Raw genomic sequence first — 20,039 nt, forward strand, 5'->3', positions numbered from 1 at the left:
ATAATTTGTTATAATACTGACACATTGGCGTAGTCTGAGCAATTTTTTTAAAGGGTGACAATATGCAAAGGGTAGCCGCAATGAAGATCGGGTCAACGAGTACGAGTTTGTTAATTGCAACAGATCTGTCTCATGTGCTCATGCGCCAACAACGGTTGGTTAATATGTTTGCGGACGACCGAGAAGATGCATTAGCTGAAGTGATCACGTCTTTTACTGATAGCGCCCGCCAAACACAGTGCCAAGTGATGATCGCGGCCGGGGGAGAAGCAATGCGGCGCCATCCGGATCTTGCGGTTTTAGTGAGAAAGGCGGGTTGGGATTATCATGAGGTGAGCGGTTGGCAAGAAGCTCGATTGACATGGATGGCCGTCAAAGATGCCGTCCCCCAGATGGAGTGGATTGTGGATATTGGGGGAGGCAGCACGGAATTCGCCTCGTCATCGGAGGCGTTTAGCGTTCCCGTTGGTGCCGTGCGGCAAGAGTCGGTAACATGGCCAGCCGTGGGGCGTATTCAGCACCCGGTGCTGATAGGGGGAACGGCGCAAGTCTTATCCCAGATGGTGCGAACGAACGTCATTTACGTCTCGCAGGTTGAGGCGTTATTAGCCGAATTGGCCGCGTATCCGGAACGTCTTTCGACGCTAGATGCCCTGCGTCGTCAAATTTTTCCCCAAGGATTGCAATTGGTGCGGCAACTGTTTTCAGTCTATGGATGGGATTATGTGACGTTTCATCCCCGGGGCTTTCTTGAAGGATTATGGTTAGCCGCCCATGGTGAGAGTGAGGGGTTTGCCTGGTGAACCGCGTGAAAACGACGCCTATGCAAGAACAATATCAACGATTGAAAAAAGAAAATCCTGAGGCCTTGCTCTTTTTTAGACTGGGGGATTTTTACGAGTTGTTTGGTGACGATGCCACCGTGGCGGCGCCGATTTTGGATGTGCAACTCACTACGCGCGACAAAGTCACGCCGATGTGTGGGGTGCCCTATCATGCGGTGGATCAATACCTTAAGCGCCTCATTGACGCCGGATTTACCGTGGCGATTGCGGAACAGACGGAAGATCCTAAGCAGGCAAAGGGATTGGTTGAGCGCCAAATTATCCGTGTGGTGTCGCCGGGGACGTACATTGGCGAAAACGATCAAACTCCTGCACGTCTTGCCGTGATTTATGCCACCAAGAAAGAATGGGCCTTGGCCGTGGCGGAACTCGCGACAGGTACTATATACCTAAGCGAACAGCGTATGGGGCGCTTGGCGGCGGAACAGGTCACGGAACAGTGGGCGCATTGGAGACCCCAGGAGTATTTGTCGAATTGGCCCGAACCACTCACCTTATCCGGCCATTTAATCGAGTCTGCTCCATGGTTTGCTTTGGTGCCTAACCGCCGCGAACAAGAAGCCTTCTTGGCTGCGAAGCTAGGGACCCAGACCCTAAGTGGGTGGGGGCTTGCTGAGCATGAAGCCGCTCAGGCCGCGGTTTACGTTTTATGGCGCTATGTTACGCGGCTAGAGCGCCAAGACCCTATTCATCTTAGCTACATTGCGTGGATTAAGCCTGGTGATACCATGGCCGTGAGTGCTCGTACGCTCCGCCAACTCAACGTGTTCAGCGACAATGGGCCTAGCTTGTTGTCCGTGCTTGACAAAACGTGTACGCCCATGGGCAAACGTCAACTGATGGCGTGGTTGGAACGTCCGTTGGCCTCCTTAATCCGTATTCAGAAACGTCAACGCGCTATTGCGGGTTGGATGGACAAACCGCTCATTCGCGATGCTCTACGCCAACAAATTCGGCCCATCGGGGATTTGGCCAAGCGCGTTTCGCGCGTTGCATTAGGGCTCGCGTCGCCTAAGGACTTGATTGCTATTCGGACGGGCTTGCAACAAGTACAAGCCGTGTATCAAATAATCCAGCCACTACCAAGCGACTTCCAAGGGGAAGTGGCTAGACCCGGTGAGCGGGGCGTAAGCGAGATTCTCACCCACATGGCCATTTTGCATGACGACCCTCCTGTGAAATGGGACGAAGGCGGCCTCATTCGCGAGGGTGCCGATGCCCGCATTGATCGCTACCGGGCTTTGTTAAGCCATCAACGCGAGGCATTAGCCCAGCTAGAGCAGTCGGAACGAGAACGCTCTGGGATTAAATCGCTCAAGGTCGGCTACCATCGTACCTTTGGGTATTATTTGGAAGTGAGTCATGGGCAAGCCCATAAGGTACCAGATGATTGGCGTCGTCGCCAGACCATGGCCAATGCTGAGCGATTTACTAGCGATAGCTTGTTGGAGTTAGAGCGCACGATTGTGGAAGCGGAGACGGAGTTGAAGACCTATGAATACCAAAAAGCGAGCGAGGTACTGGCAACGATCCGCGAGGCGAGCGCCTTACTGAATGACGTAGCTCGGTGGCTGGGTGAGATGGATGCGTTGACGGCTCTGGCTGAAGTATCTGTGCAGCGTCATTACTACTTACCGCAATGGAATGACGATGCGCAAGATCGTCATCTGAAGTTGAACGGATTGCGCCATCCGGTATTAGAGACCTTTACGCAGCATTTTGTGCCGACTCATGTGGAATTTCCTGACAGCTTGCGGCTGGCGTTAATCACCGGGCCTAATATGGGCGGGAAGTCAACATTTATGCGCGCGGTTGCTCTCAATGTGCTCCTGGCCCACATAGGGGCACCCGTGGCGTGCAAGGAGATGCAGCTGCCATTGTTTACGGGCCTCTATACACGTATCGGGGCTGACGACGATATATACCGGGGACAAAGTACGTTTATGGTGGAAATGGAAGAAATGGCTTGGATTTTACGGCAGAGTCAGCGTGACAGTCTGGTGATTTTAGACGAATTGGGTCGCGGTACGTCGACGTTTGATGGGATGGCTATTGCGCAAGCCGTGGCGGAACGACTATCCGCAGAACCCAGCCCGTTGACACTATTCGCGACGCATTATCACGAATTAACGCGCCTAGCCGAGACACGTGAGCGGGTCAGCAATTTGTCTGTGGAAGTGGCGCATGACGCATTAAGCGGTCAACTTGTGTTTACACACCGTGTTATCACAGGCGCTGCGTCGCGGTCTTATGGGGTAGAAGTAGCGGAGCTTGCGGGACTGCCGAAGACGCTTTTGACCCGTGCGCGGCATTTGTTGGCGCAATGGGAAGAACATAGTCGGGAATTGACCGAACCATTGCAGCAGGTCACCTGGTTTCAACCCGACCCGATGGGAGAAGAATTACTGACGGCCCTCGCCGCTATAGACCCCGATGACCTTTCTCCGCGGGAAGCGTGGGCGTGGATTACGGACTGGCTCGAACGTATTCGGAGGGCGCGGCAGAAAGGAGTAGAAGGTGGGGCGGATACATATTCTGGACGCGCTAGTCGCTGACCAAATTGCGGCTGGGGAAGTGGTGGAGCGTCCCGCTTCTGTAGCGAAGGAACTGGTGGAGAATGCCTTAGATGCGGAGGCACAGCATATTGATGTGACCTTAGCTGAGGGAGGACGGCAATTTTTAGCGGTGCGCGATGATGGGCACGGCATGGACCGCGAGGACCTCGTCCTTTGTGTTAAACGTCATGCCACCTCTAAGATTGAACGGTTAGAGGATTTGGCGCAGGGAACGACCCTAGGCTTTCGCGGCGAAGCTTTAGCCGCCATTTCTGCCGTCAGCCGCATGCGTATGGCCTCTTGTCCCCGCGGCAGTGCCTACGGCTACCAAGTTCAGATTACCGGAGGCATACCGTTAGAGCCGCAGCCGTGTGCCATGGACCAGGGCACAGAGATTGTGGTCGAGGATTTATTTTTTAATATTCCAGCGCGACTTAAGGCCTTAAAATCGCCAACGGCGGAACTCGGGGCGGTTCAAAATACGCTGCAGCATTACGCGATTGGCTATCCTGAGGTGGCATTCAAACTCACGAGTGAGCAGACCGTGTTATGGCAGACCTCTGGCCAAGGCCGAATCGATGAGATTGTCTTGCAGTTGTTTGGCCGTGAAGTGGCCTCGGACATGCTGGAAGTATCTTGGTCAGGGCACGGAGTGACTGTGACGGGGTTTGTGTGTCCCGCGGGGCGGCACCGTGGCACCCGTCAGGGACAAAGTCTCTTTATCAATCGGCGCTGGGTCACTAACTGGGTTTTGCGCAATGCGGTGGAAGAGGCATTTCGTCCGAATGTTCCCGACCGACGGTATCCTTATTTTTGGCTGTGGGTGACGGTGGATGGCGCGGAGGTTGATCCCAATGCCCATCCGACCAAAGCCGAGGTGCGTCTTGACCACGAACGGATGATTGCGGGATACCTCTACCGTGCGGTTACGGAGGTGTTGACCCGATATTCCTCGTCGTCGGCTTTGAGAGTCAACAGTTCTTGGGAGGTGCCTGTGGCTTCCGAAGAGGTCCATGCCAACGAGCAGTTAATGTTGGTATGGGATAGGCCCCGTCATGAGGCTCCCGAGCCCGACCCGATTTTGCATGAAGAATATCAAGCCCTGGTCCCGTTGGCTCAATGGCAGGCTAAATACATCATTGCGCAGGGTCCTTTGGGGTTATATCTCATTGACCAGCATGCCGCTCACGAACGGGTGTATTATGAGGAATTTCGCAAAAAAGGGCGTGACATTCTCGTAAGTCAGCCGTTGTTGATTCCCTACACCTATACGTGTCTTCCAGCAGAATGGGCAAAATGGCAAGAGAACCGTGCGCTGTTTGCAGAAATGGGATTTGAGGTGGAGGAAGTAGGAGGGACAACCTTATTAGTTCGCGCTTTGCCGCAAGGCTTGACAGCACCGCATGGTGACAATGGGGGGATCATTCGTACCGTCCTGGAATCCTTAACCGAGCAAGATGCCCATCAGGGCCATCCGATCTTTTGGACGCAAGAGGCGAAGTATGCGATGGCCGCATGCAAGGCGGCGGTTAAGGCCTACCGTCCCCTCACCTTGGAAGAAATGCAAACCCTATTGAACCTCATGGCACGGGTGGAAGACCCTCGTGGCTGTCCGCATGGTCGGCCGACGACGCTGCACTTAAGTATGGAGGAGGTTGACCGCCGATTTGGACGACGGGGATAACGGGCGTGTTAAGCCGCCGCTGGTGATTTTGGCAGGACCGACATCGGTGGGGAAAACTGATGTCAGCCTTGCCGTCGCCGAGGCACTGCAGGGCGAAATTATTTCCTGTGATTCAGCGCAAATTTTTCAAGGGGTGGATATCGGGACCGCGAAAATTCCGTTAGCGGAACGTCGCGGCATTCCGCATTTTGGCTTGGACCTCGTGGATGCGTCGGCCACGTTTTCCGTGGCCGAATATCAGCAGTACGCCAAAACCCGCATTCATGAGATTTGGGCGCGTGGCCACTTGCCCATTATGGTGGGCGGCACGGGGCTGTGGATTCGGGCCGTGGTTCAAGACTTTATCTTTACTCCCCAAGATCCGGCGTTGTCGGCAGCTATTCGGCGCCATATCCGGCAATTGGCAGACGAGCAGGGATGGGAAAAAATTCGCGATTTACTGAAGGTATTAGATCCGGTGAGCTATGACAAAATCGCGGCCAACGACAAAAATCGAATTACGAGGGCATTGGAGGTCGTGTGGACCACTGGCCGTCCATTAAAACGGCAGGGACAGCCAAGTCCCTACCGTGTCGACTATTGGGTGTTGACTCGCCCTATTGCTGACTTGCACCAACGGATTACACAGCGTACGCACCAGATGATTGCGCAGGGCTTGCCCGAAGAGGTCTTAGGTCTGTTGTCGCAGGGGGTGCCGGCCCATGCGCAAAGCTTGTCCGCTATCGGATACCGAGAAACGGTGCAATGGGCTTTTGGCCGGAGTACCGCGGCGGAACGGGACGAATTTATTGCGCGGCATACCAAGCAGTATGCGAAACGTCAATTGACATGGTTTCGTTCGGAAAAGGCTGCTCGTTGGCTCGATCTGTCTCTCTACGGATTTGAACGGGTTGCGGCCCAGATTATTTCCCACGCGCAAGAGCTCGTGGCGGTTCAACGACAAAAGACTTGATTGCCAATAGTTACTGTCACCGGCAACGTATTCATCCAACTGGCATAGGGCAAAGAGGGGTTGTAATAGAATAACGCCCCGCCCGTCGGATCGGCACCGTTCAGGGCTGCCATCACGGCTTTATAGGCCAAGGTTCCGGGACTTTGCCAAAAAGTTCCGGAACTCACCGAATCAAATTGTCCGGGTTCTTCAATCACCTCGGGGATAGTTTTGGGAAACCCCGGGGTTTTTAACCGATTCAGAACGACTGCGGCCACGGCGACTTGACCTAAAAAAGGTTGGTTGCCGGCTTCGGCGTGGACTAAATGGGCCAATAACCGGATATCCTCGTGCGTAAAAGGCACCGTCGACGGGGAGATGGTGGCGGCAGGCTGCACGGGCTCGGCATCATAGAGGTGAGCTTCTGGTTTCGCAGCCGGCACACTCAGGACTTGTCCCTTGGTCAATTGGTCAGACGTCAGGTGATTTGCATGCCAAATTTTCAAAATAGGGACTTGGTAACGACGGGCAATGGATTCCACAGTGTCTCCGGGGGTTACGGTATGACTCTGGGTGGGAATCGTCAATGTATCCCCGGCGTAAATGGTTGTACTGTGTAAGTGATTAGCAGCTTCCAGCGTGGCAACAGAAACATGAAACTTTTCGGCAATGCTCCACAAAGAGTCACCCCACCGGATCCGATAGACGTGGGCACGCGTTTGCGACTGGGCCAGCGATGACAAGGGCCTGCGAAGTTTTTTCGGTAAGGCAATGGGGCGTGGGACAATGAGCGTAGGTGAATGGGCTTTCCTACCGACTGGCGCGACTTTGGGCGCAGGTGTTTGATGCGCGGCACTGCCCAACAGCAAGGTGCCACATGCCACAGCGACACGTGCAGGCCAGACGCTCGACCGTTGACGGGGCGCCCACCCGGGGGTCGACGTTATCATGCGCATTCCTCCTATGGGGATAGTCTTGTCCTACGGTTTCATCTTATGTCGTGCTCTTGGAAATCATGCCCAAACTTTGGAAGTCGCGCTGAGCCAACCTCCGGCTAATAGAATGATGGCGCCCCCATAGACGGCGCTCATGTGCCAATGCCAGAGCCAGCCGCCTAACGCAGAACCCACGGACAATCCGAGATACATGGCCGAGTTATTCCAAGCTAATGCCAATCCTTTGGCCCCTTTATGGCTAATAAGCGCTTTCAGAGAGGGGGTATAAGAGCTGACGAAGGAATAGGCCAATAAGGCAGTCCACAAGGTGGCCACATTAGACGTGAAGAGTAACATCACCAAAGTCGCGATTTCTGCAGACATGCCCCAACGGATGACCAACAAATTGCCGAAGCGGTCACCAAGACGGCCCGATGATAAGGTGCCGATGAGACCAGCGAGGCCGAAGACCATCATAAAAATAGTTAAGGACAGTCTGGTGATATGCCATGTCTGCACTAAATATAAGGGAAGATAGGTATAGACGGTTCCAAAGCTGCCGAACGCCAAGCCTGTCATCAGAACGTTTCCCCACAGAGGGCGCGGTAAGGTCCAAGACGGAGGAGTAGTGGGTTGCGGGATTGGTGAACGTATCCACAGCTCACGCGTAATGACGAGCGAGCATAACGCCAGTACAAAGATTAGCCAAAACGCAGCGGTCCATCCTAAAGCGTTCGCGACGATGAGGCCCGTGGGAATGCCTAGGAACGTGGCCGATGAAAAGCCAGCGGAGGCAACGCCCATACTTTTGGCCCGTGACCGGTAAGGAACATGGTCGGCAATATAGGCATATAAGGTGGGGGTAAAGCCCGCGGCACCTACCGCAGCAAGAACGCGGCTGGCCAACACAAGGACATAGGGAGGACCAAGCGCTGTGAGGACATCACCCACGATGAAGATGGTTAAGGCCCATAGGGCTGTCCATTGCCTGGGATGGCTGTCGGCATAATAGCCCCAAAAGGGAGAAGCGATAGCATACGTTAAAGCAAAGACCGTGACTAATAAACTGGCATGAGATGCGCCAATGTGGTAGTGTCTCATAATTTGGGGGAGTAAGGGCGAGACAATATATAAGTCCAAGCCAATAACAAATGTTTGCGCAAAAAACCATAGGGGCTGAATCCGGGGGTTCCTCAATGGCATCAACGTCACCTCTGCACCTAGCATGAAAGAGACGACCAGGAAGTATGCGTTTTTTATAAGGGAGAAACCGGTCTACTTATTCATGCCTCGCGGGGATTGTGCCATTGTGGTAGCGTGTCTCTAGAACCCGAAGCGTCTTATTCATCGGCCAAGACCAAGAGATGCGCCAAGCCAGACTTCGGGGGAATTGATTACATGGCGGTGCCGCAGGCCGAGGTCGTTGTCTAATTATGTGACGTAAGGAGCGCTGGACTGATGTCATATGTTTTTATGCATGGCTTTCCCATTTTTGATCCGTATTACGCGTTAGAACAAGATGGCTCCATGACTCAAGAGTTTGAAAAGATTCGAGATCACGCGCTAATGGGGGAAGGGGCTGATGCTTTTTATTACACGCGCTATCCTCTACGTGCGGATTGATACCAAAGTCTATCGGCATCAGTCCCCCTACCTAGAAGATTCACCCGACCTGCAAGCAACGTTTACGCTCTCTTTAGCGACCACAGCACCGTGGCTGTTAATCGACACGCATAGAGGATGGAGTGCGCTGCGTGCGATCTCGCAACCGACGCATATTTGGCCAAGAGGCACGATCCGTGGGATCATAATGAGCTTTTGGGTCAGAATTCACCCAGTGAACGCGAAAACGATGGCGATGTGAGCAGAACAACGAGGCGATTGAGCAATGCTATCCGTATGCGGGCGGATTTTTAACGCTGCGCTGGCGCTGTGCGCGCTTAGTGCTGCAGTGGACGAGTGCCGAAGGTGAAGGGCACGATATTGACTTGCCCCATCAAGGAATCGGTACGGTGATGGGAATGGCCATTGACACCAACCGCCAGGAGGCATGGCTGGGTTGGACATCGTTTGATCATCCTCCCCAATTATTTCGCATGCGCAGTCCGCTTGGGCCGCTCGAATCATGGGGTGTGGACGGACCTTGGCGCTTTGAGATGGACGTCTGGGCAGAGGAAGTCGAAGGACCAGATGGTGTGTTCATTCCAATTTATTTGGCGAAAAAGCGGGCTCAGTCGACAGGCCCTGTGCCAACAATAGTCGGCGGATATGGCGGCTTTAATATTGCCTATACCCCGGTTTACTCGCCAGGTATTGCGTTATGGGTGGAGTCGGGCGGACTTTATGTGGTGGCGGGCTTACGGGGAGGCAGCGAGCGAGGAGAGGCGTGGCACCAAGCTGGAATGCGGGAGCGCAAGCAATCGGTGTTTGACGACATGACCGCCGTCTTGCGTTACTTGATTCAGCGCGGCTATACCACGGCCTCAATGTTAGGCATTACCGGGCGGAGCAATGGTGGGTTGCTGACGGGGGCGCTAGTGACGCAGCATCCCGAGCTCATGCGTTCGGCTATCATCGGCGTTCCTTTATTGGACATGGTACGTTTCGACCAGTTTTTAGTGGCAGCCCTATGGAAAGATGAGTATGGGGATCCCGCGGTTTATCAGCAATGGCAATGGCTTTACCGGTATTCGCCGTATCATCATGTGGTGCCGTATACGAAATACCCCGCTGTCCTCCTTTTTACATCGGCTCACGATAACCGGGTGGCTCCGCTGCATGCCAGGAAGATGGCTGCGCGCCTCCAAGATGCGACGGGTTCAGGATATCCTATATATTTGCGCATCGAACCGGAGGCAGGACATGGTGTGGGTAAGACACGCGAGCAAGCTCTTGAAGAAGAATCGGATATCTGGACATTCCAATGCCGACAGTTAGGTGTGACGCCGACCATGGGCGAGAAGGAGCGGGAGTCTAAAGCATAACGGGGCGCCTAAGGGCGAATGTCTCCCGCTTAGTCAAGTAGCACAAGACATTCGCCCACGCTTCTTCGCAATCCTTCCCCGTGCGCCAAGCTCTAGCCTTAAGGAGAGCTTACGACGAAGTCCGTTCGCTATCGAGCTGGGCCATTTGAGCTGGGGCATAGCGAGTTCCCGCTACCGTACCCATGGGGATGGCCGCTTCGATTCTCGCCCCTTCATCTGGATTCAACTCCACCGTTAGTGCCGCCAAGGCGTCGGCAAGTTGGTCGCGGCGTCTAGCCCCTATGAGAGGAATAATATCGTGACCACGGGAAAGCACCCAGGCAATGCTTAATTGCGCGACCGTAAGGCCCTTTTCATTTGCCATCTGGCGAAGTGTTTCGACTAATATGAGATTCTTTTCAAGATTGCCCTCTTGAAAACGTGGCATCCTGCTGCGAATGTCTCCAGAGTGCGATGCCTGTGGTGACCATGTTCCACTTAGGAGTCCGCGTGACAAGACCCCATAGGCCGTGATGCCGATGCCCAGTTCACGGCATGTCGGTAATATTTCGGATTCGATCCCCCGTGACATCAACGAGTACTCAATTTGAAGATCGGCAATGGGATGGACCGTTTGGGCCCGGCGCAAGGTGTGAGCGCCAACTTCGGAGAGACCGATGTAGCGGACATAACCGGCTTTGACCATATCGGCGATAGCGCCTACCGTATCCTCAATGGGCACTGAGGGGTCGAGCCGGGCTGGCCGATAGATATCAATGTAGTCCACCCCGAGACGTTGAAGAGAATAGGCCAAGAAGTTTTTGATGGCGGCTGGTCTGCTGTCATATCCTAGAAATTCTCCCGACGGCGCACGTAAAGCGCCGAATTTCACACTGATAATCAGGTCTTCGCGTCGTCGGTTTTGTAACGCTTCACGGAGCAAAAATTCGTTATGACCCATCCCATAAAAGTCACCCGTGTCCAACAAATTAATGCCCGCGTCTATGGCGGCGTGGATGGTCGCGAGACTTTCAGAGCGATTGGCCGTGCCATACATCCCGGACATGCCCATTAAGCCCAATCCGATTCTTGATACCGAAGGTCCCCACTGACCCAAGTGATACCTCTGTGCGTTTAGCTCCATTGCGCTCTCCATGATTCCTGCCATTGTCTCGATTATACCGCGAACGGCACGTTAATACCCTTGGTCTTAGAAAATCTCACAGCGCTCCTTAAGAGAACGGCAAAGGACCTACGGATTGTTTGCCGGACAGGCAGCATTTTGGAAGGGCGTGCGTATAGTTAAGGGTGTGACGATATGAGGCGGAGGGAAAGCAGATGCCCGAACCAGTCTATGAGCATGGTTATTCCCCTGATCCGATGACGTCGCGAGAGGTTCTGGCGTGGTTTGAGGCGGGCCGTATTTCATCGGAAGGGGCGTTAAAGCATCTCCAGAAATTGGACAGCCGGACAGGAGATTCCCGGACAACGGTTCGTGTGCCCAGTCAAGAATCGCGACGTCGGCGCGTCGAAGTAGTTTTGCGAGAATTAGATGATTTAGTGGGACTTCACGATGTAAAAAAGATGGTCCACGAAATTCGTGCTTATGTCGAAGTGCAGCAGCGTAGGGTCGAGGTCGGGTTAGCGAGCGAGCCGCAGGCGTTGCATATGGTGTTTTCAGGAGCTCCGGGCACGGGAAAAACGACCGTTGCCCGCATTCTAGGACGATTGTTTCAAGCCTTAGAAGTGCTCAGCAAAGGCCATATGTTAGAGGTCGAGCGTGCTGACTTAGTGGGGGAATATATTGGGCATACCGCGCAGAAAACACGAGATGTTGTCAAGCGGGCCTTGGGAGGGGTCTTGTTTGTCGACGAAGCGTATTCCTTGGCGCGAGGCGGTGAAAAGGATTTTGGCAAAGAAGCGATCGATACCCTCGTCAAGGCTATGGAAGATCATCGGGGTGAATTTGTGTTAATTCTTGCGGGATACTCTGAAGAGATGGCGTGGTTTCTTTCGATGAATCCGGGTTTACTCTCACGCTTTCCCCTTCATTTGCATTTTCCCGACTACGGGCCAATTGAGCTGGTTGCCATTGCCCGTCTGATGTTGTCCGCCCGTCAATACCAGTTAACTCCGGAAGCCGACCGTCAATTAGCCGAGTATTTGCTACAGACCCAGGGACGGTGGCATAAGAATGCAGGCAATGCGCGCCTTGTGAGAAATTTAATGGAAGGCGCAATTCGGCGGCAAGCCGTGCGCTTGATGCGTCGATTAGACATGGCATCCCGCGAGGATTTAATGACGTTGACATGGGCTGATATTGAAGGAGGCTTGTGATGGACGCATTGGTCATCGGCAAGCCCAATGTGGGTAAGTCTTTGTTTGTGTTGAATTTCGCGTCCTATTTGGGCCTGCGAGAGATCCGTTTGGATGTGATGAGCAGCGATGATCGCGTATCGGTTCGGCGGGTTTCCTTAGAGGATGCCAAGAGAAAATTAGTCTCTCATACAGCGCATAAGACCTTGTTGCCGCGCCGTGTAGATCTTGTCTCCCTTCTTGGATCTTTAATGACGCGTGCACCATCGCCGAATGGATCAGTTCACATAACGGTGAAGCCCGTTGACCGCATGCGACCCAGCGGATCCAGGAGGATCGGGGGAATTCCTTTGCCACGGGAACATGTGGTGGCCATTGTCCTTTGTGCGGTTAGCACTTTTGACCCGTTGTGCCGCGGCCTAAGGCCCCTATCAATGGGAAACGACGCGATCCATGCGGGGCGGGTACAACGGGCGAATCATCAAAGATACCCTAAACATGGGAGGGTATTATTTTTTGAGCCTTGCTGTACGGGGCTAGCTATCGGTTGATTTCATTTCCTCCGGTGATGATGTATCATACCCAAGATCGCTTGAGGAAGGTGGAATGAGAGTGATAGGAGATCGTCGTCCTGATGTGCTCCGTACGAGCCGTAATGCATGGGAGCGCATTGAAGCTGTTGTGGCAGACAATATGATGCGGGTCGCATCCGCGTTTAGTACGAGTGGAATGGCAACCAGTGATCTCGGTGGGACCACAGGATATGGTTATGATGACCGCGGAAGGGATACCTTGGATCACATCGTCGCCGACGTGATGCATGCTGAAGCGGCCATGGTGCGACCGCAATGGACATCGGGTACGCACGCGTTAGCCACGGCTTTGCGCGCCTTGTTGATGCCCGGAGATGCCCTATGGCTCGCCAATGGTCCTGTCTATGATACGTTACAGCCTTTGCTATTCGGGAACAGCCGTACAAGCCTGCCTGCGCATGGTGTGCAGATTACGACACTGCCGACTGATATGAATGGCGATCCAAAGTGGCCTGCACTGAGTGAGACGATATCGCCGCGTGTGGTCTACTTGCAACGGTCGCGGGGTTATCAGGCCAGACCGTCCTTGACCCGTACGCAGATTCAAGAGGCCGCATCGCAAGCTCATGCGCGCGGAGCTTGGTTAGTGGTCGATAATTGCTATGGAGAATTTACCCTCACGGAAGAACCCACGGATTGGGGCGCCGATCTGATTATTGGCAGTCTGTTAAAAAACCCAGGCGGGGGCATCGCGCCCACAGGGGCTTATGTTGCGGGACGACGGGATTTGGTGCAGGCTGTGGGTGACATGCTGTTAGCGCCGGGCATTGGTCAAGAAGTCGGGCCGACGGGCCCTTATGTGCGTTTGTTAGCACAAGGGTGGTTTCTGGCCCCGATGATTGTAGGCGAGGCCCTCATGGGGGGGATTTATGCGAGCCATGCATTTCACGCGGCGGGATATCGCGTGGATCCGGCGCCTGATGCCCTCTTGCGTACCGACATTGTTACCGCTATTGAACTTGGACGGGCGGAACGCATTGAAGTGTTATGCCGGGCAGTGCAATCGGTATCGCCGGTCGATGGACACGTCGATCCCCAAGCGTGGGACATGCCCGGATATGCCGATCCCGTCATTATGGCAGCGGGAGGGTTTGTGGCGGGGGCGTCATTGGAATTATCGTGTGATGCGCCAATGCGGCCGCCTTATACGGCCTACTTGCAAGGCGGGTTGTCACGCTGGCATATGGTCATGGCCGTGAATAAAGGTCTCGACGCGTTACAAGCTGCGGACTAGACCGACAACGCGGCCAATAACTTGAATGTCAGGGGAAACAATGGGGCGATATCGCTCATTAGCGGGCATGAGACGCACCCCTTCAGGGTCCCGGTAAAAATATTTGACGGTCGCTTCGTCGCCGATGAGGGCAATGACAATATCGCCGTCGTCGGCGGACGAGGTGCGTTTTACTGCAACCATGTCGCCGTCGAATATCCCGGCGTTGATCATAGAATCCCCATCGACATGTAATAGAAAGTCGGGGACAGTGCGAAACAATGTGACGGGTAAGGTGAGGCGCTCCTCTAAGGATTCGGTCGCTAAAACGGGCAAGCCAGCAGTAATATGGCCCACAAGGGGCACCGACAGGGTCGGAGTGTGCGAAGACGATCCAATTGCCCACGCACGTCGTTTGGACGGAGGGTGTGAAATATACCCGGCTTCTTCCAGCGCCTTTAAATGGCGGGCTACGCTAGCGGTGGAACTCAAGCCGACAGCTTTGCCAATTTCTCGCACCGACGGTGGGTATCCATTGTGGTTTAAATAATCCTGAATAAAGGTCAGAATCTTTTGTTGCTTTTCTCCCATCACAAGCGATCGTCCTCCTTATAGAGCCTAAAATATTGTACCATAATATGTAATGGGGAAGGGGGAGGACGGCTGAATCAGCGCGTAAAGGCCCTTCTGGGAGGACTTATTGCTGTTGGATTGTACGCGTGTGTTGCTCGCGTGCATCATGCGGACGAGGCGATGATCGCCAGCTTGGCATTGGTTATTGCGACGATGGCGATGGCATGGGCGATTCCTTATCCGACCATGGTGGTCTTGCTGACGGTTGGCTCAAGTCTGCCATTGTGGTTCGTCCCGGTGTCGTGGATCCAACGGTTGCTATTGCCGGCCATGTTGGGCATCATGGCCGGGGGCGTTGCGATGTGGGCACATCGCGCTCAACCCGGCCGCATTACCGCCGGGGATGGATTTTTGGGATTTGGATTATTTTTATGGACATCCTTCATCCTCTCTATAAGCTTATTAACAACTCATCATACGTCGCTATCGGCCAATCTGCCCTTGCTGCTGACCGCATATCTTCTGACACCGCCCACCGAATGGTTTATTGTCTTCATGATTCTTCGTCACCGTCGCCGCCTGTCGGCCTTTATTGCCGAGAACTATGCTGGGCCCTCTCAGTGGCCTCGCGAGATAGTGTGGGGATTGGCGACGGGCGGCGTGATGACTCTCTTGGTTGGGGTGTTGGTGAGCATAGAGAGTCAAATAGGTCATGTGACCATCCAATCAAATAACCCCTTTGTGTACGCTTCGACCATCAACTCCCATCCTGTGATCGTTGTGGCGATGGCGCTCGCCGTCATCGTGATGGCCCCGTTGGCGGAAGAAGCACTTTTTCGTGGGATCCTCTTTGGCTCCTTGCGGACGGCATGGGGATTTTGGTGGGCTAATCTGACGGCAGCGGCCGTATTTGGTGCGGCACACATGGATCCGACATTGTTTATTCCCTTGATGGTCGCCGGAATGATGTTGAATGTCGCTTACGTGAAGACTCGGTCCTTGGTCACGACGACCATAGCCCATGCCTTGCTTAATGGACTCGCCGTGTTCTCAGCGCTATTCGCCGTGCGTTGAAATGTTTCATCGTCATCGTGTAAATACTTGTTAACTGCATAAATTTGATGTGGTAAAATAATTCTGGTTGCAATTAGTGCGAGGGGGGATGGCACGATGGACTTTGAATTAACGCCTGATCAACGCGAACTGCTCAATTTGGCAAGCCCATTTATCATAATCAAGCGGTCTCCTTTACGTTGTCGGACATGTTAACCAAGATCGAAGCGGGTCGTCTTTTAGCCTATCGGGCGGCGTGGCTGGCGGATCAAGGGCGCTCTTGCAACTTAGAGGGATCCATGGCGAAAGCCTACTGTGGGGATATGGCCATGGAGGTCGCGACTAATGCTGTGCAGCTACTGGGAGGCTATGGTTACATCCGTGACTACCCCGTAGAAAAGTGGCTGCGTGACGCCAAAATTATGTCCATTTACGAAGGAACTACGCAAATCCAAAAAAGGGTGATGACGCGTCTCATGTGAGTGCGTCACGCACTTGATTTCGATAGAGGAGGCAGGATGATGACAACCCAAGAAGTGTTCGAGGAATTAAAAGGTCGCTTGGCCCAAAAGCCGGCAGCGCAATTAGCAGGATCCCAGGGAACGTATCAATTTGTTCTTACAGGGGATGATGGGGCCGAGTATTTTGTCGTCGTTGGCGCGGATGGCGCCAAGGTGGAATCTGGCAAAGCTGACAATGCGGGCGTCACGATTACGATGAGTGCTAGTGATTTCAAGGACTTGGCGTCTGGCAAACTCAACCCAATGACGGCGTTTATGGGTGGGAAGCTGTCCGTTGGCGGAGATATGAGTATGGCGTTAAAACTACAAACCTTGATTAGCTAAGGCAAGTACTCAAGAAAGGGGCGGAATTCATGGCCGACGCGTATATTGTTGATGGCGTGCGTACGCCATTTGGAAAGCGCAATGGCGTGTTGAAAGATGTGCGCCCGGATGACTTGGCGGCGCTGACTTTGCAGCAATTGATGGAGCGCACTCAGGTTGACCCCCACGCGGTCGAAGACGTCAGACTAGGGTGTGTGACCCAGATTGGTGAACAGGGATACAACATCGGCCGGTTGGCTCCCCTCATCGCCGGATTTCCTGTTGAGGTGCCCGGGACCACCGTCAACCGCATGTGTGCGTCAAGTCTTGAGACCATCAACCAAGCGGCACAAGCCATTATGTCAGGCATGCACGATGTGGTCGTAGCGGCTGGCGTGGAATCTATGACGCGGGTGCCCATGGGCAGCGATGGCTCGACCTTCAGCGACCAGCTCTTGGCCCAATACAATATTGTTCCTCAGGGTATTTCCGCAGAATTGATAGCGGCCCAGTGGAAGTTATCGCGTCAAGAGTTAGACCAGTATTCCTACGAAAGCCACATGCGGGCCGTTCGGGCCCAAAATCAGCATTTTTTTGACAAGGAAATTATACCGGTCAGGGTCCAAAGTGCCGAAGGTCAAGAGCCCTTGACGGTGACGCAGGACGAAGGCCCACGGGCAGACACTACTGTGGAGAAAATGGCTACACTGCGTTTGCCCTTTAAGGCCGACGGTGTCGTCACCGCGGGGAATTCCAGTCAGATTAGCGATGGCGCCAGCGCCTTGTTGGTTGCGTCGGAACAGGCCCTGCGTCAGCATCATTTAACCCCGCGGGCTCGTATTGTTGCAATGGCCGTGGTGGGAGTGGATCCTGTCATCATGCTCACCGGACCGATTCCTGCGACGCGCAAGGTGTTAGACAAAGCGGGCTTACGTTTTGATGATATCGATGTGTTTGAGGTAAACGAAGCCTTTGCATCGGTTGTCTTAGCATGGGGCCGCGAATATCATCCCGATTGGAACAAAGTCAACCCCAATGGGGGAGCCATTGCGTTGGGACATCCCCTAGGAGCCTCAGGCGGTCGTCTCGTCTTGACGGCGCTCAATCAGCTCGAGGCGATTCAAGGACGCTATGGACTCATCACGATGTGCATTGGATGGGGAATGGCCGTGGCGACCATTATTGAACGGGTCTAAACAGCAATATTAGGATCGATGGATGAAGGCCCTTCTCCGGTGAGAAGGGCCTTCATCCATCATCTTGGCTAACAGGCGCTTAAGAAGGTTTCTTAGACGGGAGAGGATTCGACACCACGAAAATCGACCAGCCGTTCCCATAGCCGGCGAGAATTTGATGGTTTCCAATCGCTTCAAGCGGATATGGGGCGGATGTCGTTGTGGTCGGAGCACTAATGGACTGCCATTGGCCTGTGGCTTTTACCCATCGGTAAATGGATCCAGTAGGCGAGCCGTATAACAGATCACCGTTGGGAGACGCGGCAAGTTGGCCAATGCCCACTTGGTCTGGCGACGCGGGGACGGCAATAGCGGTCCACTTTTGGTGGTGAGGGGAATAACACACCAACACAGGATCTGTAAGATTGACGAGCGCCGAAATTCCTCCGGCTGGAGACATGACCATACTGGAGGGGGCGGCTCCTAAGGCAGGAAAATGGGGTAATTCCTGCCATGTCTTGCCGCCGTTAAGACTTTCTAAAACGGGTCCGATCCCTGTGCCGGATATCGGCACTAGGGCCACGGCAATTTGCTGCGCGTTGGAAGGATTAATGGCAAAATCCTCGACTTGCCAGCGATTGGTATTAAGGGCCATCATGGAACGCCACGTCATGCCGTTGAAGCTTGTTTGCAAAGTCCCATTGATGATAGCCCAATACTGGTGTCCCATCGCGACGACATTCGAAAACGTGGTTTGCCCTAAAGTCCACGGTTGCCAAGTCCGTCCCCCATTATTACTGACATACCCGGAACTGAGTCCTGATGGCGCTTCTTCCGCCAAGAGAACGGATTGTGGATTGGATGGCAGCGCTGAAATGGTGTCGATAATGTTGGGAGAGGCGTGGCCAGGCGAGGCTGCCCAGTACGCGTTGCGGGGACCATGAAGCACCGCCCAGGTATTGTTATGTGTCAGATAAATATATGAGCCGGCCGCCGCAAATGAGGAAATGGGAGTCGGGAGGCCGGAAACCCACGTGCCAGCAAGTGGGGTAGCCGACGGATGGGGGTTAATAACGTCACCGCCCGTCGTGATATTTCCCACAAAATCATAGACAGGGACGCCTTGATTAAATAGTGTGCCGCCTAATACACGGCGTCGATTGTCCAGTTTTAACACCAAAGACGTCCCGGTGATATTGCCCACGCTAAACTTGCCTGACAAGGTGAGTGCGTGTCCCGTGGGAACAGCCATTGGATAGGTGGCATAGACCGGCGACATCCCCATGACTTGCACGGGTTGATTGCTTAATTGGGATATCACATGTTTCACAGAAGCCGACAGGGCCGGTGCTGATAAGGTGCGCTGGCCTGTCGATGTATGGCTTTGTCCGGCGGGGCGAATTTGCGGAAGAATTAACAATCCTGCAATCGACGCCGCGGCAGCGCTCAAAAATATCTGCCGGACGCGCGCACGCCGTTTTAACGCTTTTTTCGGATGCCAGTCGGGTTTGAAGTACAGACCCATCCCGTCAGCCATGGCCCGATCCATCAGCTCTCCGATTGTGTCATGGTGGCGTTCTTCGCTCATAACAGTCCCTCCTTCCACAGGGGTTCAAGCAAAGGACGCAAGTGTTGGCGGGCCCGGTAGAGACGGGTTTTCACAACCTGTTCGCTGACGCCGAGCGCCGCGGCGGTCTCCTTTAGTGAGCGGTCCATATAATAAAATAATAAGATGCATTGGCGTTCAACCACACCGAGTTTCATGACAGCGTCCAAAACATTGACGTCCTCCAAAAGTAAGGGTACCTCATCGACGGCAGATTGAGTTACCTCGAGAATGTCGGTGGGATCTTCGGGATGGCGCTTGTAATAACGCATACGGTCGCGACAAAGATTGGTAATCGTATGAAAAAGCAAAGCAGGGCTCAGAGTGTCCGCGCCGTGCCGTTCGGTATGGCGCCACAAACGGACGAAGGCTTCTTGGGCCGTGTCCTCCGCGTCATCTTTGACGTGCAGTGTGACGAAAGCATACCGCAAAGCTCTATCTCCATATTCCTCCATAAATTGGGTAAACCGTCGTTCTTCCTGTGCGTCCGTAACAGGCAACTCCCTTTTCTCTTGTCTCAATACCATAACGTTTGACGATGCAAGGAGGTTACATCACTTAACACTTTCATACGCAAGAATGGAACGAGCGAGACATGTCGAATCTGAGGATGTACGCTCTGAACACGGTCGTTATGGTCAGACCACAGCCGTATTATGTTGCACATTCTTAAATTATTCGTCATCGGTCGTGCAACCACAATCCCTATAGCTATTATAAGCACCGCAACACTTTCTCGCTACGGAACGGAATATGTGTCGGCGTGGTTCGGG

General features: G+C 53.8%; 18 protein-coding genes and 1 pseudogene. 13 read left to right on the forward strand and 6 right to left on the reverse strand.

Annotated features, from left to right (window positions below; all coding sequences use genetic code 11):
- The first annotated feature begins 80 nt into the window (after positions 1–80).
- Genes ORD20_RS15195 through miaA form a run of 4 tightly spaced genes read left to right on the forward strand, consistent with a single transcriptional unit; the run spans position 81 to position 6,036 of the window.
- Positions 81–803, forward strand: coding sequence for a hypothetical protein (locus ORD20_RS15195; RefSeq protein ID WP_158246168.1), 723 nt, complete (start codon positions 81–83; stop codon positions 801–803).
- Positions 800–3,400 (forward strand): DNA mismatch repair protein MutS, encoded by a 2,601-nt coding sequence (gene mutS / locus ORD20_RS15200; protein ID WP_103374539.1) that lies wholly within the window; start codon positions 800–802, stop codon positions 3,398–3,400. The genes ORD20_RS15195 and mutS overlap by 4 nt, the downstream gene beginning before the upstream one ends.
- Entirely contained in the window at positions 3,363–5,084 is a 1,722-nt protein-coding gene (gene mutL, locus ORD20_RS15205; protein WP_103374538.1) for a DNA mismatch repair endonuclease MutL, read from the forward strand. Before mutS ends, mutL begins: the two co-directional genes overlap by 38 nt.
- A complete protein-coding gene (gene miaA, locus ORD20_RS15210; RefSeq protein ID WP_103374537.1) occupies positions 5,068–6,036 on the forward strand; it encodes a tRNA (adenosine(37)-N6)-dimethylallyltransferase MiaA in 969 nt (322 codons plus the stop codon). Before mutL ends, miaA begins: the two co-directional genes overlap by 17 nt.
- Here miaA and ORD20_RS15215 read toward each other — a convergent pair.
- A complete protein-coding gene (locus ORD20_RS15215; RefSeq protein WP_158246167.1) occupies positions 6,018–6,965 on the reverse strand; it encodes a LysM peptidoglycan-binding domain-containing protein in 948 nt (315 codons plus the stop codon). The genes miaA and ORD20_RS15215 overlap by 19 nt on opposite strands.
- A gap of 63 nt (positions 6,966–7,028) precedes the next feature.
- A complete protein-coding gene (locus tag ORD20_RS15220) occupies positions 7,029–8,153 on the reverse strand; it encodes an MFS transporter (RefSeq protein ID WP_158246166.1) in 1,125 nt (374 codons plus the stop codon).
- A gap of 255 nt (positions 8,154–8,408) precedes the next feature.
- On the opposite strand from ORD20_RS15220, the gene ORD20_RS15225 reads away from it, so the two are divergent.
- Entirely contained in the window at positions 8,409–8,573 is a 165-nt protein-coding gene (locus ORD20_RS15225; protein WP_430626325.1) for a hypothetical protein, read from the forward strand.
- Between the two features lie 320 nt (positions 8,574–8,893).
- A complete protein-coding gene (locus ORD20_RS15230) occupies positions 8,894–9,934 on the forward strand; it encodes a prolyl oligopeptidase family serine peptidase (RefSeq protein WP_430626326.1) in 1,041 nt (346 codons plus the stop codon).
- A 109-nt stretch (positions 9,935–10,043) separates the two neighbouring features.
- Here the strand turns inward: ORD20_RS15230 and ORD20_RS15235 are convergent, their stop codons facing one another.
- Positions 10,044–11,057 carry an aldo/keto reductase gene (locus ORD20_RS15235; RefSeq protein ID WP_103374533.1) on the reverse strand — a complete coding sequence of 338 codons (1,014 nt, stop codon included), beginning with the start codon at positions 11,055–11,057 and terminating at the stop codon, positions 10,044–10,046.
- 194 nt (positions 11,058–11,251) lie between these two features.
- On the opposite strand from ORD20_RS15235, the gene ORD20_RS15240 reads away from it, so the two are divergent.
- From ORD20_RS15240 to ORD20_RS15250, 3 genes are read left to right on the forward strand one after another with little or no spacing between them, the layout of a single operon-like run.
- Positions 11,252–12,250, forward strand: a complete 999-nt coding sequence (locus ORD20_RS15240; RefSeq protein WP_103374532.1) for an AAA family ATPase — start codon at positions 11,252–11,254, stop codon at positions 12,248–12,250.
- Positions 12,250–12,780 carry a hypothetical protein gene (locus ORD20_RS15245; protein WP_430626327.1) on the forward strand — a complete coding sequence of 177 codons (531 nt, stop codon included), beginning with the start codon at positions 12,250–12,252 and terminating at the stop codon, positions 12,778–12,780. Before ORD20_RS15240 ends, ORD20_RS15245 begins: the two co-directional genes overlap by 1 nt.
- 55 nt (positions 12,781–12,835) lie before the next feature.
- Complete coding sequence (locus ORD20_RS15250) at positions 12,836–14,056, forward strand: methionine gamma-lyase family protein (protein WP_103374530.1); 1,221 nt, start codon at positions 12,836–12,838, stop codon at positions 14,054–14,056.
- On the opposite strand, the gene lexA is transcribed toward ORD20_RS15250, so the two are convergent.
- Positions 14,039–14,626, reverse strand: coding sequence for a transcriptional repressor LexA (lexA, locus tag ORD20_RS15255; RefSeq protein ID WP_173677064.1), 588 nt, complete (start codon positions 14,624–14,626; stop codon positions 14,039–14,041). The genes ORD20_RS15250 and lexA overlap by 18 nt on opposite strands.
- Before the next feature lie 162 nt (positions 14,627–14,788).
- On the opposite strand from lexA, the gene ORD20_RS15260 reads away from it, so the two are divergent.
- The 4 genes and pseudogenes from ORD20_RS15260 to ORD20_RS15275 all read left to right on the forward strand — a co-directional run bounded on the left by ORD20_RS15260 (position 14,789) and on the right by ORD20_RS15275 (position 17,681).
- A complete protein-coding gene (locus ORD20_RS15260) occupies positions 14,789–15,682 on the forward strand; it encodes a CPBP family intramembrane glutamic endopeptidase (RefSeq protein ID WP_146038978.1) in 894 nt (297 codons plus the stop codon).
- A 137-nt stretch (positions 15,683–15,819) separates the two neighbouring features.
- Positions 15,820–16,143: pseudogene (locus tag ORD20_RS15265) on the forward strand (acyl-CoA dehydrogenase family protein); the annotation flags it as partial.
- A gap of 36 nt (positions 16,144–16,179) precedes the next feature.
- Complete coding sequence (locus ORD20_RS15270; protein WP_242968294.1) at positions 16,180–16,506, forward strand: SCP2 sterol-binding domain-containing protein; 327 nt, start codon at positions 16,180–16,182, stop codon at positions 16,504–16,506.
- Between the two features lie 29 nt (positions 16,507–16,535).
- Complete coding sequence (locus ORD20_RS15275) at positions 16,536–17,681, forward strand: thiolase family protein (RefSeq protein WP_103374525.1); 1,146 nt, start codon at positions 16,536–16,538, stop codon at positions 17,679–17,681.
- Between the two features lie 79 nt (positions 17,682–17,760).
- Here the strand turns inward: ORD20_RS15275 and ORD20_RS15280 are convergent, their stop codons facing one another.
- The gene (locus ORD20_RS15280; protein ID WP_103374524.1) at positions 17,761–19,248 is read right to left on the reverse strand and encodes a WD40/YVTN/BNR-like repeat-containing protein; all 1,488 of its coding nucleotides are present in this window, start codon (positions 19,246–19,248) and stop codon (positions 17,761–17,763) included.
- Positions 19,245–19,766, reverse strand: a complete 522-nt coding sequence (locus tag ORD20_RS15285) for an RNA polymerase sigma factor (RefSeq protein ID WP_103374523.1) — start codon at positions 19,764–19,766, stop codon at positions 19,245–19,247. The genes ORD20_RS15280 and ORD20_RS15285 overlap by 4 nt, the downstream gene beginning before the upstream one ends.
- Positions 19,767–20,039: the final 273 nt, after the last annotated feature.

The organism is Sulfobacillus thermotolerans (genome assembly GCF_039623705.1).
Classification (GTDB): domain Bacteria; phylum Bacillota; class Sulfobacillia; order Sulfobacillales; family Sulfobacillaceae; genus Sulfobacillus; species Sulfobacillus thermotolerans.

Coding starts and splice junctions, on each gene's coding strand:
- ORD20_RS15195 (WP_158246168.1), top strand. CDS start 81: ATGAAGATCGGGTCAACGAGTACGAGTTTGTTAATTGCAACAGATCTG.
- ORD20_RS15215 (WP_158246167.1), bottom strand. CDS start 6,965: ATGATAACGTCGACCCCCGGGTGGGCGCCCCGTCAACGGTCGAGCGTC.
- ORD20_RS15220 (WP_158246166.1), bottom strand. CDS start 8,153: ATGCCATTGAGGAACCCCCGGATTCAGCCCCTATGGTTTTTTGCGCAA.
- ORD20_RS15225 (WP_430626325.1), top strand. CDS start 8,409: ATGTCATATGTTTTTATGCATGGCTTTCCCATTTTTGATCCGTATTAC.
- ORD20_RS15235 (WP_103374533.1), bottom strand. CDS start 11,057: ATGGAGCTAAACGCACAGAGGTATCACTTGGGTCAGTGGGGACCTTCG.
- ORD20_RS15240 (WP_103374532.1), top strand. CDS start 11,252: ATGCCCGAACCAGTCTATGAGCATGGTTATTCCCCTGATCCGATGACG.
- ORD20_RS15245 (WP_430626327.1), top strand. CDS start 12,250: ATGGACGCATTGGTCATCGGCAAGCCCAATGTGGGTAAGTCTTTGTTT.
- ORD20_RS15250 (WP_103374530.1), top strand. CDS start 12,836: ATGAGAGTGATAGGAGATCGTCGTCCTGATGTGCTCCGTACGAGCCGT.
- lexA (WP_173677064.1), bottom strand. CDS start 14,626: ATGGGAGAAAAGCAACAAAAGATTCTGACCTTTATTCAGGATTATTTA.
- ORD20_RS15260 (WP_146038978.1), top strand. CDS start 14,789: ATGATCGCCAGCTTGGCATTGGTTATTGCGACGATGGCGATGGCATGG.
- ORD20_RS15270 (WP_242968294.1), top strand. CDS start 16,180: ATGATGACAACCCAAGAAGTGTTCGAGGAATTAAAAGGTCGCTTGGCC.
- ORD20_RS15275 (WP_103374525.1), top strand. CDS start 16,536: ATGGCCGACGCGTATATTGTTGATGGCGTGCGTACGCCATTTGGAAAG.
- ORD20_RS15280 (WP_103374524.1), bottom strand. CDS start 19,248: ATGAGCGAAGAACGCCACCATGACACAATCGGAGAGCTGATGGATCGG.